Annotated in this window: 6 protein-coding genes; 2 read left to right on the top strand and 4 right to left on the bottom strand. The window is 73.9% G+C overall.

Annotated elements, in window-relative coordinates; genetic code table 11:
- Both AC07DI_RS09220 and AC07DI_RS09215 read left to right on the top strand, forming a co-directional pair.
- Window positions 1-4,377 (top strand): type I polyketide synthase, encoded by a 4,377-nt coding sequence (locus AC07DI_RS09220; RefSeq protein WP_478903264.1) that lies wholly within the window; start codon window positions 1-3, stop codon window positions 4,375-4,377.
- Window positions 4,374-10,865 carry an SDR family NAD(P)-dependent oxidoreductase gene (locus tag AC07DI_RS09215; protein ID WP_478903262.1) on the top strand — a complete coding sequence of 2,164 codons (6,492 nt, stop codon included), beginning with the start codon at window positions 4,374-4,376 and terminating at the stop codon, window positions 10,863-10,865. Before AC07DI_RS09220 ends, AC07DI_RS09215 begins: the two co-directional genes overlap by 4 nt.
- Before the next feature lie 13 nt (window positions 10,866-10,878).
- On the opposite strand, the gene AC07DI_RS09210 is transcribed toward AC07DI_RS09215, so the two are convergent.
- From AC07DI_RS09210 to AC07DI_RS09195, 4 genes are read right to left on the bottom strand one after another with little or no spacing between them, the layout of a single operon-like run.
- Window positions 10,879-11,292 carry a response regulator gene (locus tag AC07DI_RS09210; protein ID WP_478903260.1) on the bottom strand — a complete coding sequence of 138 codons (414 nt, stop codon included), beginning with the start codon at window positions 11,290-11,292 and terminating at the stop codon, window positions 10,879-10,881.
- On the bottom strand, window positions 11,289-12,371 hold the full coding sequence (locus AC07DI_RS09205; protein WP_478903258.1) for a PAS domain-containing sensor histidine kinase: 1,083 nt from the start codon (window positions 12,369-12,371) through the stop codon (window positions 11,289-11,291). Before AC07DI_RS09205 ends, AC07DI_RS09210 begins: the two co-directional genes overlap by 4 nt.
- A gap of 23 nt (window positions 12,372-12,394) precedes the next feature.
- A complete protein-coding gene (locus tag AC07DI_RS09200; RefSeq protein ID WP_478903256.1) occupies window positions 12,395-13,087 on the bottom strand; it encodes a response regulator in 693 nt (230 codons plus the stop codon).
- A gap of 32 nt (window positions 13,088-13,119) precedes the next feature.
- Window positions 13,120-13,491: an STAS domain-containing protein gene (locus tag AC07DI_RS09195; protein ID WP_478903254.1), complete on the bottom strand. Its 372-nt coding sequence runs from the start codon at window positions 13,489-13,491 to the stop codon at window positions 13,120-13,122.
- Between the last annotated feature and the right edge of the window lie 111 nt (window positions 13,492-13,602).

Raw genomic sequence — 13,602 nt, 5'->3', positions numbered from 1 at the left:
GTGGACAACGCACTGGCATCCGGCGCCGAGGCGCCCCGGGGGGCACACCCGGACAACGACATCGAGAACGGCACCGGCAGGGAGAACGGCACCGACATCGAGAACGGCACCGACATCGCCGTCATCGGCATGGCCGGACGCTTCCCGGGCGCGCGCGACCTGACCGCCTTCTGGGAGAACCTGACGGCGGGACGTGAGTCGGTCGCGCCGATCGACGACGCCGACTACCTCGCGGCGGGCGGCGACCCCGAGCTGCTCGACGATCCCTACCTGGTCAGGATGGCCTCCGTCGTCGACGGCATCGAGGAGTTCGACGCCGCGTACTTCGGCTACCCGCCCGCCGAGGCGGAACTCCTCGACCCGCAGCAGCGGCTCTTCCTCGAATGCGCCCACCACACTCTGGAACACGCCGGCTACGGCCCGGGCACCACCGAAGGCCTGGTGGGCGTGTACGCGGGAGCCCAGCAGAGCCGGTACTTCCTCGACCACGTCTACCCCCGGCTGCGGGCCGGGGACGGCCTGGCCCTGCACCACGCCCAGCTCGGCAACGTCAACAGCACCCTGGCCACCCGGGTCAGCTACGAACTCGGCCTGAACGGCCCCAGCCTGTCCGTGCAGACCGCCTGCTCGACCTCGCTCGTCGCGGTGCACCTCGCCTGCCAGGACCTGCTCGACGAGCGCTGCGACGTGGCGCTCGCCGGCGGCGTGTCCCTCAACCCGGCCCTGCGCCAGGGGTACCGCTACGTGCAGGACGGCCCGTTCTCCCGGGACGGCCGATGCCGCCCCTTCGACGCCGACGCCACCGGCATGACCGGGGGCGAGGGCGTGGGCGCCGTGCTGCTCAAGCGGCTCGCCGACGCCCTCGCCGACGGCGACCACATCCACGCCGTCATCAAGGGCACCGCGGTCAACAACGACGGCGACCGCAAGGTGGGTTTCGCCGCCCCCAGCGTCGTCGGCCAGGCCGAAGTGATCGTCACCGCCCGGACCCTGGCGGGAGTGGACGCCGACACCATCGGCCTCATCGAGGCGCACGGCACGGGCACACCGGTCGGCGACCCCATCGAAGTCGCGGCGCTGGCAAGGGCGTTCGCCCTCGACACGGACCGTACCGGCTACTGCGCGCTCGGTTCGGTCAAGAGCAACATCGGGCACCTGGACGCCGCGGCGGGCATCGCGGGGCTGATCAAGGCCGTCCTCGCCCTGGAGCACCGCACCGTGCCGGCGTCCCTGAACTTCCGCACGCCCAACCCCCACCTGGCGCTCGACACGACCCCCTTCTACGTACCCACCACGACCCGTCCCTGGGCGGAACAGCCCCACCCGCGCCGCGCCGGGGTCAGCTCCCTGGGGATCGGCGGCACCAACGCGCACGTCATCCTGGAGGAGGCACCCGCACCCGCACCCGCCCCCACGCCCCCGCCCGCCTCCGCCCCCGCGCCGATCGCCGAAACTCCCGCCGAACACATCCTCGTCCTCTCCGCCCGCACACCCGAAGCGCTCGACGACCTCGGCCACCGGCTCGGCCGACGCCTCAAGGACGAGCCGGGCCTCGCCCTGGCCGACGTGGCCCACACGCTCCGCGCGGGCCGCCGCGCCCACCCCCACCGGCGCGCCGTCGTCGCCCGCGACACCGCTGAGGCGGCCCGCGCGCTCGCCCCCGGCGGCCCGGCCCACCAGGCGGTCCCCGGCCGCCCGGTTGTCTTCCTCTTCCCCGGCGCGGGATCGCAGCACCCCGGCATGGGCCGCGACCTGTACGACCGCGAACCCGTCTTCCGCGAGCAGATCGACCGGTGCGCCGACATCCTGCGCCCGCACCTGCCCACCGACCTGCGCACGATGCTGTACGAGGACGAGCCCGTGGCCGGCGGGGTCTTCCCGGCCCTCCTGTCCACCGAGTACGCGCTCGCCCGGCTCGTCATGTCCTGGGGCCTGCGCCCCGCGGCGCTGCTCGGCCACAGCCTCGGCGAGTACACCGCGGCCTGCGTGGCCGACGTGCTGCGCCTGGAGGAGGCCCTGCCGCTGGTCGTACGGCGCGAGGAACTGTTCGCACGCGCTGCCGGAGGCGGCGGCATGCTGGGCGTGGCCCTCGACGAGAGAGGGGCGGCCCGCCTTGACGCGGACCTCTCGCTCGCCGCCGTCAACGGCCCCCGCGCCTGCGTCCTCGCGGGACCGGAAGCCGCGCTCGCCCGCGCCGAACGGCGGCTGACGGAACAGGGCGTCGACCACCGGCGCATCCGCTTCGGCGCGGCGGCCCACTCCGCCCTGCTCGACCCGGTCCTCGACACCTACGCGCAGGCGCTGAGCACCGTCCGGCTCGGCGCCCCCCGCATCCCGTACGTCTCCAACCTCACCGGCACCTGGGCCACCGCCGAACAGACCGCGGACCCCGCCGCCTGGGTGCGCCACACCCGCGAACCGGTGCGGTTCTCCGACGGCCTGCGCACCCTGCTGGCCGAGGGCGACCCGCTCGTCCTCGAAGTCGGCCCCGGACGCGCCCTCTCCACACTGACCCGGGGCCTGGCCGCTCCCGGCACGCCGGTGCTGCCGTTGATGCGCCACCCCCAGGCCCAGGAGCCGGACCGGCGCACGCTGCTCCAGGCCGTGGGAGACGCCTGGAGCCATGGCGCGGACATCGACTGGAACGCCCTGACCACCGGCCCCGCCCCCCGCCGTGTCCCACTGCCCGGCTACCCCTTCGCCCGCACGCGGCACTGGATCGATGTCCAGGCGCGCACCGCGCCCACCGCGCCCGCCGCACCGGCCGGACCCCCGGCTCCCGCGCAGGCGGAACGGTTCCCGGTCGAACTCTCCGCACACCTGGACTGGATGACCACCGCCGAGCGGCACCTGCGCACCGAGCACGCAGCCCGCAGGCTCCCCGTCGAACTGACCCGGAACCTCGACGCCCTGGCCACGGCCCATGTCTGCGCGCTGCTGCGCCGGGCAGGCGTCCCCACAGCCCCGGGCGCCGTCGTCGAACGCGCCACCGTCCACGAGGCGTTCCGCACCGTCCCGGCCTACCGCCCCTTCGTGGACGCCCTGTTGGGCCTGCTGGCCGACGACGGCATTCTCACCGCCGACGCCGACCGACTGCGCTTCACCCCGGCCGCCGCCGACGTCGGTGACCCGGCCGTGCTCACCGCGGGCATCGTCCGGGACCACCCCGACCAGGCCGACGATCTCGACTACCTCGACCACTGCGTACGCCACTACCCGCAGGTGCTCTCCGGAGCCCTGGCGGGCACCGAAGTGCTGCTCCCCGAAGGCAGCGACGAGCGCCAGCGGGCCCTGATCGACCGCCGCCTCGCCTTCAGCGACATCCCGCTCTACCGCGGGCTCATCGCCCGGACGGTCGCCAGGCTCGCCGCCGAGGCGGGCGGGCGCCCCGTGCGCGTCCTGGAGATCGGTGCCGGCCGCGGCTACCTCACCTGGGGCGTGGCCGAAGAGCTGCGTTCGCTGCCCGGCGTCGAGTACCACTTCACCGACCTGGGCCGCTCCTTCGTCCTGGACGGCCAACGCCACGCGCGAGAACAGGGGCTGACGGCCCTTCAGTTCGGGGTTCTCGACATCACCCGCGACCCGGCGCCCCAGGGCTATCCGGCCGCCTCCTTCGACCTCGTCCTCGCTTTCAACGTGCTGCACGCCACCCCCGACCTGCGCCAGGCCGTGCGCCACGCCGCCGGACTCCTCGTCCCCGACGGAGCGGCGATGCTTCTCGAAGCGTCCCGGCAGCAGCGCTGGTCACTGATGACGACCGGCCTGTACGAGGGCTGGTGGTACTTCGACGACGACCTGCGCGAAGGGTCCCCGCTGGTCGGGCCAGAGGTCTGGCGGGACCTGCTGCGCGCCGAGGGCCTCGCCGACGTCACCACCTTCCCCCGTTCCGCCGCCGACGACGAGAGCGATCACACCCTGGTCGTCGCCCGGCGCGGCGCGGCGCCCCGCGCCGCCGCCGGCCCCTCGTCCGCCGCCGTCGGCCGCTCCTTCAACCGGCGCCCCGACCTGTCCGTGGCCTACACCGCCCCGGCGACCCCGCGCGAGAAGGAGGTCGTCACGGTCTGGGAGGAGGTGCTCGGTATCGACGGCATCGGCGTCCACGACAACTTCTTCGATCTGGGCGGCGAATCCCTTCTGGCCATGCAGCTGATGGCGCGCCTCCGCGACCGGTGCGGCGCCGAACTGTCACTGCGCCGCATCTTCGACGCCCCCACCGTCGCCGACCTCGTCCCCCTCCTCGAACAGGCCGCACCGGCCGCCGTCGGCCGTATCCGCCGCAGCGCCCGCCGCGGCACGCCGCAGGCCGCAACGGCCGCAAACGTCCGGGGCGACACGTCCGAGCAGCACGACAAGACCGAGAGGACGCAGCAGCCGTGACCCTGGCCGAGCACCCCGAGTCCAACGCCCCCGCCGACGCCGGGCCGCTGCGCTTCCCCGCCTCCTACGCCCAGCAGCGCATGTGGTTCTTCCACCACCTGCAGCGGGACAACCCGTACTACAACATCCCGCTCGCGCTGCGCTGGTCGGGCCGGGTCGACGTGGCCGCGCTGCGCCTCGCCCTTGAGCAGGTCGTGGCGCGCCACGAGATCCTGCGCACCACCTTCACCACGCAGAACGGCGAACCGCACCAGGTCGTGGCCCCCTCCGGTACGGCGGCTCTCGACACCGTGGAACTGGCGCCCGAGCAGGAGCGGCAGTGGGCCCTGGACTGGGTGGACCGGCCCTTCGACCTGACCCGCGGACCGCTGCTGCGCGCCGCGCTCATCACCACGGGACCCGACCGGCACCTGCTGATCCTCTGCCAGCACCACATCATCACCGACGGCTGGTCGCTCAACCTCCTCACGAAGGAGCTGACCGCCTTCTACCGCGAGCACCTCACCGGCGAGCCCACCGGCCTCCCGGCGCTGGAGATCCAGTACGCGGACTTCGCCGACTGGCAGCGCGACCGGCTCGCCGGAGACGAACTGGAACGCCAACTTGGGTATTGGCGCGCGCAGTTGAGGGGCGACCTGCCGACCCTGGAGCTGCCCGTGGACCGGCCGCGCCCCGCGGAGCAGACCTTCCGCGGCGCCCGCGTCGACATCGCCCTGCCCGCCGAGCTCACCGAGGCCCTCACCGCACTCGGCCGCGCCCACCGCGCCACCCTGTTCATGACCCTGTTCGCGGGCGTCAGCGCACTGCTGCACCGGTACACCGGGCAGGACGACGTGCTGATGGGCTCTCCGGTGGCAGGCCGCGACCAGGTCGAGACCGAAGCGCTGCTCGGCCTGTTCGTCAACACCCTCGTGCTCCGCGGCGACCTGTCCGGCGAACCGACGTTCGCCCAACTGCTCGGCCGCGTACGGCAGATGTGTACCGATGCCTTCGCCCACCAGGACGTACCGCTCGACAGGCTGGTGGAGGAGCTCCAGCCGGATCGCGACGCGAGCCGCACCCCGCTGTTCCAGACCCTCTTCGCGCTCCAGAGCGGCCCGGACACCGAACGCGCCCTTCCCGGCGCCCAGTTGCGGGCGGAGGCGCTGCCCCGCGCGTCCACCCGCTTCGACCTGGAGTTCCACCTCTGGCAGGACGGCGGGCAGCTGCGCGGCACCATCGTGTACAGCACCGACCTCTTCGCCGAGGCCACGGTGCGCGGCCTGGCGGACCATCTGCACCGCCTCCTCGCCGAGGCCGTACGCACCCCCGAACGCCCCGTGTCGGACCTGCCCCTGCACGACGCCGAGGCCCTCCCGGCCCCGCCCGCCCTCGCACCCGACACCGTCCCGGCACGCCTCGCCGCACAGACGCTGCGCACCCCGCGGGCGACGGCCCTCACGACAGGCACGGGCCGGCACACGTACACGGATCTCGCCGAGCGCGTACGGGCCGCCGCCCACTGGCTGCACGCCCAGGGGCTGCGCCACGGCGACCGTGCCGCCCTGTGCCTGCCGCCGGGACCTCTCTCCGTGACGACGGCGCTCGCCCTGCTGCGGCTCGGCGTGGTCTGCGTACCGCTCGACCCCGCGACGCCCGAACCGGCCGCCCGCGCCTTCATCGCCGACAGCGGGGCGAGTGTCCTGCTCACCGCGGGGCCGCCCTCCTGGGGGCACACCCCGCCCGTCCTGGACCTCACCGGCCTGCCGGTCACCCGGCCCGACGGCGCCGACGACCCGGCCGGTCCGCCCGTGCGTCCCACCGACCCCGCCGTAGTCGTCCACGGCGACCACGGGCCCGTACCGGTCACCCACGCCCAGCTGTGCGACACCGTGGACTGGCTCCAGCGCCGCACCCCGCTCACCGCCGACGACATCGTCCTGCACCACCGGCCGGACGCGCTGCTCTGCGCCGTCCACGCCATCCTGTGGCCCCTGCTGCACGGCGCGGCCGTCCACCCGGCGCCGTCGGCCGACGACACCCCGGCGACCGTCGCGTTCCTGCCGCCCACCGCACTGGCCACCGGGGCCGTCGCCCGGCTGCGCCTGGTCCATACCTCGGGCGGCCTGCTGACGGCCCGCCTCGCCGACCGGTTCCACGCCGCCACCGGCGCCGCGCTGCACCGCCTGTGGCCGCTCCCCGAAGCAGGCGGCTACGTCGCGGCCCTGCACTGCGCACCGGGCCTGGCCGGCCACGAGCTGAGCACCGGTGAGCCGGGCAACCGCCCCGCCGCCGTCGTCGACTCCCGCTTCCGGCCCCTCGCGCCCGGCATCCCCGGCCTGCTGCACGTCGCCACCCACGAGCGGCCCTTCTCCTGGCGTTGCCGTCGCCTGCCCGACGGCCGCATCGCACTCGACGACACCGCAGGCCGCGTACGCCGCGACGGCCTCGGCGCCGACCCCGCCGACATCGAGAACGCCCTGCTGCGCGAGGAGTCGCTCGGCGCCTGCGCGGTCCTGGCCCGCACCACCACCGACGGCGTCGAGGAACTGGTCGCCTACGTGGTGCCCACCGGAGGCTTCCACCCCGCCCGGCTGCGCGACCACGCCCGCTCGCTCCTGCCCGCCCCCCTGGTGCCGAGCGCCTACGTCGCGGTCACCTCCCTGCCCCGCACCCGCGACGGCCACCTCGACGAAGCCGCGCTGCGGGCTCTTCCGGTCCTCGACGAGGAGTTGATACGGCAGTGGGAGCGGGCCCTGCCCTCCGCGAAGGTCACCCTGACCGAGGACACCACCGCGACCTCCGAGGGCCGCGTACACACCGACATTCCCGGCCCGCACGCCAACGACGTTAAGGCGGAGGGCAGTTCGGGCCCCCTCGTGGACTCGGCCGGTTCCCGCGCCACCACCGACGCGACCGCCCGCCCCGCCCTGTCCACCGGACTTGGCGACGCGGTGCCGGACGTGGCGACCCTCCCCGAGGCGCTGCACCGCGCCGCCGCCCGCGGTGGGGGCGGCATCCTGCTCCTCGACCACCAGGGGGAGGCGCGCGAACTGGACTACGCCACGCTCGCCGCCGAAGCCGGGCGCGTGCTCGGTGGGCTGCGGGCGGCGGGCCTGACCGCGGGCGACCGCGCCCTCCTGCAGTGCCCCGACCACCGTGACTTCCTCGTCGCGTTCTGGGCCTGTGTGCTCGGCGGCATCGTGCCCGTCCCCCTGGCGCCCATCACGCCGGGCCAGGACGGACCCGCCGCCGACCGGCTGGCCGGGGCCCTCGAACTGCTGGGGGCGCCACTCGTCCTCACCGATGGCGCGACCGCCACCGCCCTGGCCGAGACCGCCGCCCGCCGCGCCTGGACCACGGCGCCGCGCCTCGGCATCCTGGACGAGCTGCGCGCCGCGGCCCCCGGCACACCGCACCCCGCCGACCCCGACGACGTGGCGCTGCTCCTGCTGACCTCGGGCAGCACCGGCGCCCCCAAGGCGGTCGCGCTGCGCCACCGCAACGTACTCGCCCGGTCCGCCGCCACCAGCGCCGCCAACGGCTTCGGCCCCGGGGACGTGTCCTTCAACTGGATGCCCCTGGACCACGTCGGGGGCGTCGTGATGTTCCACGTCCGGGACGTCTACCTCGGCTGCCGCCAGGTGCACGCACCCACCGCGTGGATCCTCCAGGAGCCGCTGCGCTGGCTGGAGACGGTCAACGCCTGTCGGGCGACGCTGACATGGGCGCCCAACTTCGCGTTCGGCCTGGTCAACGACCGCGTCGCGGAAGCGGCCGGGGCGGACTGGGACCTGTCGTGCCTGCGCTTCATCCAGAACGCCGGGGAAGCGATCATGCCGCGCGTCGCCCGGCGGTTCCTGGCCGCCCTGGCGCCGTTCGGCCTGCCCGCCACCGCCATGCGCCCCTCCTGGGGCATGTCCGAGACCTCGTCGGCCGTCACGTACTCCGACGCCTTCACTCTCGCCACCACCAGCGACGACGCCTCCTTCACCGAGGTCGGCCGCCCGCTGCCGGGCACCACCCTGCGCATCGTCGACGAGCACGACACGACGCTGCCCGAGGGCACACCGGGCCGCCTGCTGGTCAAGGGCCCCACGGTCACCTCCGGCTACCACGACAACCCGGAGGCCAACCGGGCCGCGTTCACCGACGACGGCTGGTTCGACACCGGCGACCTGGGGGTTCTCCGCGACGGCGCCCTCACCATCACCGGGCGCGCCAAGGACGTACTCATCATCAACGGCGTGAACCACTACTGCCACGAGATCGAGTCCGTGGTGGAGGAACTCGACGGCGTCGAGAACTCCTTCACCGCCGCGTGCGCGGTCCGCGACCCCGGAGCCACCACCGACGACCTCGTCCTCTTCGTCCACCTGCGGGGCGGCCCCGCCGATCCCGCGGACGCCATCCGGGAGATCCGCGCCCACCTCGTGCGGCGCAGCGGCCTCAACCCGCGCCACGTCCTGCCCGTGGACCGCGAGGAGATCCCCAAGACCGAGATCGGCAAGATCCAGCGCTCCAAGCTGCGGGACCGCTTCCACGCGGGCGACTTCGCCGACCTGATCCGCGCCACCGACCTCGCCCTGGGCAACGAGCGGACCCTGCCCAACTGGTTCTACGAGCGGCGCTGGCGCCCCGCCCGCCCGCAGCGGGCACCCCGCTCCCACGCCACGGCCCTGGTCCTGACCGACCGACTCGGCCTCGCCGACGCCCTCTTGACCCGGCTCGCCGCGGACGGACGCACCGCCGCCCGCGTCGACCTCGGCGCGGACCACGCCCGGATCGCCCCCGGCCACTACCGCATCCGCCCCGACCACCGCGACGACCACGACTGGCTGTTCCGCGCCCTCGCCGCCGACGGACTCACCCCCGGCGAGATCGTCGACCTCACCACCTACGCGCCGCCGGCCCCCGCCGACCCCGACAGGACCGTGCCCGCCGCCACCGCCTGCCTGATCCACCTCGTGCAGGCCCTCGCCGCCCACCGCGCCGCCGACGCCGCCGACGTCACCCTGCGGGTCGCCGGACGCCACACCCAGCACGCCCTGCCCGGCGACCGCCCCGACTGCGACCGGGCCGCCCGCCTCGCGCTGCTCGTCAGCCTCGGCCAGGAGCTCTCCTGGCTCAACGCCTCCCACCTCGACCTGCCCGGCGACGGCACACCCGCAACCGACCTGACGCATCTGCTCGCCGAACTGGACGCCCGCCCCGGCGAACCGGAAGCCGCCGTACGAGAGGGCCGCCGCCTCACCCCGCGCCTCGCCCAACTGCCGAGCACCCCCGCGAAGACCGGCTCACCGCTGCGCCGCGGCGGCCTGTACGTCGTCACCGGTGGTCTCGGCGGCCTCGGCGCCGAGATCTGCGCCCACCTGCTCGACGCCTACGACGCCCGGCTGCTCATCCTCGGCCGCACCGAGCTGCCGCCGGACTCCGCGGCACCGGACGACCCCGCCGCCCGGTCCCGCCTGGAGACCCTGCGTTCGCTGCGATCCCGCAGCGACGACGTCCTGTACGCCACGGCCGACGTCTGCGACCCGGAGCAGACGCGCGCCGCCCTGGACCTCGCCCGCGCCCGCTGGTCACAGGAGCCCTGCGCGGTGCTCCACCTCGCGGGGACCTTCCGCCAACAGCCTTTCCTCACCCAGAGCGTCGACGACCTCGCCGGAATCCTCGCGCCCAAGACCACCGGCACCCAGGTCCTCCTCGACTGCCTCGCCGACAGCCCGGAAACGGTCCTCATCGGCTTCTCCTCCGTCAACGGCACGCTCGGCGCGGCCCTGGCGAGCGCGTACGCGGCCGCCAACGCCCACCTGGACGCCAGAGCGCACCAAACGGGGAGCCCGCGCTTCCGCAGCCTCGCCTGGAGCCTGTGGGAGGAGACCGGCATGAGCCGCGGCCACCACCTCACCGAACCCAGCCGGGCCCGCGGGTACCATCCCATCGGCAAGGGCGAGGGTCTGCGGGCCTTCCTCCACGGCCTGCGCCACGACCGCCCCCACGTGCTGGTCGGACTCGACGCCTCCAAGCCGTTCATCCGCAGCCGTCTCGACGCTCCCACGCGCCCGGTGCACCGCCTGAGCGCACACACCTCCGTGCCCCCGGAGCCGGGGGCGGTGACGCTTCCCGACCGGTACGGCCTCGCCACCACCTGCGCGCCGGCCGACGCCTGCGGCGACTCCTCGTCCGGCACAGCCGCCGCGCCGGCCGGACCCACCCAGGAACTCGTCGCCCGCACCTGGTGCGACGTCCTCCACCTCGACCGGGTGGGCCCGCACGACAACTTCTTCGACCTCGGCGGACACTCCCTGCACCTCGCCCGCGTACACAACCTCCTGGAAGCGGCCCTCGAACGGCCCTTCTCGATGGTCGACCTCTTCCGCCACTCCACCGTCGCGAGCCTTGCCGCGTTCCTCGACACCCCGGCCGCGCCGCCTCCCACCCGAGCCGCGGCCCAGGCACGGGCCGACCGCCGCCAGTCGGCCCGAAACCGACGACGGCCCCGATGAGACCCGGCCGTGACTAGCGCGCCCCGTCCGGTCCGGCCGCCGCCCGGCGCAGCGCGGTGAGGAGTTTGCGGTTGCTCTCACCCTTCAGTACGTACGCGACGGCGCCGGCGCTCGTCATCTGCTCGACGGAGCCCTTGTCGTCGTACGCGGAGAACGCCACGATTTTGCTGGCCGGTGAACACCGTGAGATGCCCGTGGCCACGGTGTGGCCGCCACCGGGGAAGCGGACGTCCAGGACGACGAGGTCCGGCCGGTGGCGGCTCGCGAGCCGAAGCGCCTGCTCGCTGTCGCACGCGGTGCCCACGACCTCCAGATCGGGCTGGGCCCGCACGACCTCCATGAGGGTCTCCAGGAGCAGGGCGTTGTCATCGCACAGGAGCACGGTCCACGGCGCGCCGGGGGAGCCGGGCGGCGGCGTCTCGGTCACGGCGCACCGTCCTTCGGCGCGGGCTCCGGCATGGGAAGGGGGTTGGGCACCCAGAACTCGACGGTCGTTCCCGTGCCGGGCCGACTGTGCATGGACCACCAGCCTCCCGCCGTCTCGGCCCTCTCCCGCATCTCGATGACCCCGAAATGGTTCTGGGTGCCGTCCTGGGACATCGGTATGCCGGTCCCGTCGTCCGCGACGCGCGTCACGATTCCCCCGTCGGCGGACGCGACATGGACGTCGACCTTGCTCGCCCGCGCGTGCTTGTGCACGTTCAGCAGTGCTTCCTGGACGATGCGGAAGATGGTGATGGCGGTCTCGGGCGTGGGCTGGCGGTCCAGCCGGTGCTCGAAGGAGAAGGCCATGCCCCAGGAGGAGCCCACGACGTCCTCCAGGTGGCTGGAGAGCCCCTCGACCAGGCCGTGCCGGTCGATCCCCGGCGGATGCAGCCGGAAGGTCAGGCTGCGCAGGCGGCCGATCGCTTCGCGCACCGACGTGTCCAGACGCCGCAGTTCGGCCGCGTGCGCCTCCGGCACCTGCTCCGCGAGCAGTTCCAGCCGCATGCCGACGGCGACCATGGCCTGGATGGAGTCGTCGTGGACGTCCCACGCGATGCGGCGCCGTTCCGTCTCCTGCGCCTGGACCAGGTGGTCGAACAACCGCCGCCGCTCGCTGAGGGCGTGCTGCGCCGCCCGCTGTTCGGACATGTCGCGGGTGACCTTGCCGAATCCCTGCAACACGCCCTTCTCGTCCCACAAGGCGGTGATGACCACGTTCGCCCAGAACCGGGAGCCGTCCTTGCGCACCCGCCACCCCTCGTCCTCGAGGCGGCCGTCGGCCACGGCGGTCTCCAGCTCCCACTGCGGCTTGCCCGACGCCTGGTCCTCGGGCGGGTAGAAGACCGAGAAGTGCTGCCCGACGATGTCCGTGGCCTGGTACCCCTTGATCCGCTCCGCCCCCGCGTTCCAGCTGATGATGTAGCCCTGCGGGTCGAGCATGAAGATGCCGTAGTCCAGAACGCCCTGGACCAGCAGGGTGAAGGCCGCTTCCGACAGCGGAGCCGCCTGCTTCCGTGCCATCTTCGGCACTCGCGAGTCCCGCGTCATGTGACGAGCCCTTCCCGGCGCGCGATCACCACGGCTTCCAGCTGGGAGCGCGCACCCAGCTTCTCCAGTACGCGCTGGACGTGATTGCGCCCGGTGTTGAGGGCGAAGCCCAGCCGGTCGCTGATCTCGGCGGTGCTGCGGCCTTCCGCGAGCAGATGCAGGACCTCCCGCTCCCGTGGCGTCAGGTTCCCGCCGACACTCGCCGTCCTGCCGGTCAGCTGCCCCAGCACGTCGCCCAGCAGATCCTGGCCGAACACGACCTCGCCCGCCGCCACCCGGCGTACGGCGTCCTCCAGTTCGCTCAGTCCGCGGGCCTTCAGGATCAGCCCTGCCCCGCCCGTCTCCACGACGCGCGCGGCCACCGACCCGCTCGCCTCGCCCGCCAGCACCAGTACGCGCGCGTCCGGCACGAGGGCCAGCAGATCGGCGATGGCGGCGACTCCGTCACCGTCCGGCAGGCGCCGGTCCATCAGGACGACGTCCGGATCGCACCGCCTCGCGTCCGCCAGCGCCGACTCCACCGACGCCGCGCGCCCCACGATCCGCAGATCGGGCGACCGCTCCAGGGCGAGGCAGATCGCCTCGGCCACCATGTCGTGGTCCTCGACCAACAGAACCCTGACGGGACGGCCCGGACGATCCGGACCGCCCGATTGGCCCGGACGACTGTGCGGGGAAGGAGAAGGCATCGACGCATCCTTGCAGGTGGCGGACCGCACGATCATGCCAGAAGGTCCCCGAAGGCCGACTCGGCGGCGGCCACCGCCGGGGCGGGGCGCCTTCCCGCCGCACCCGAAGCGGCGCGGGCCGACGCCGCGTGCGCGGGTGTGCCGTGCGTGGTGAGGAGGGCGTCGGCCCCGAGCAGCGAGAGCAGCCGCCCCAACTGCGTACCGATCCCTTCCACGAGCAGGTCCGCACCGGACCGGAGGATCAGGATCCGGGCCGTGAACAAGGCGTTCACTCCGGCGCAGTCGCAGAACGAGACACCGCTCAGGTCGAGGCAGAGCCTCGTCGGCCGCTTCGCCAGACACGTCGCGACCGCGTCGTGGACGTATGGAGCGGTGTCCAGGTCGAGTTCGCCGGCGAGAGTCACCCGGGCCTCGTCCGAATGAACAACAGCATGTGACGTGAACGGGTAAACGGTCACCGTGTCCCGCACCTCTCCGTGCTCACGTGCGGCGCGTACCAGCGCAGCGCGCTCCCC

It is taken from the genome of Streptomyces sp. NPDC044106 (genome assembly GCF_056433985.1).
This window is presented reverse-complemented; position numbering and strand designations above follow the sequence as displayed.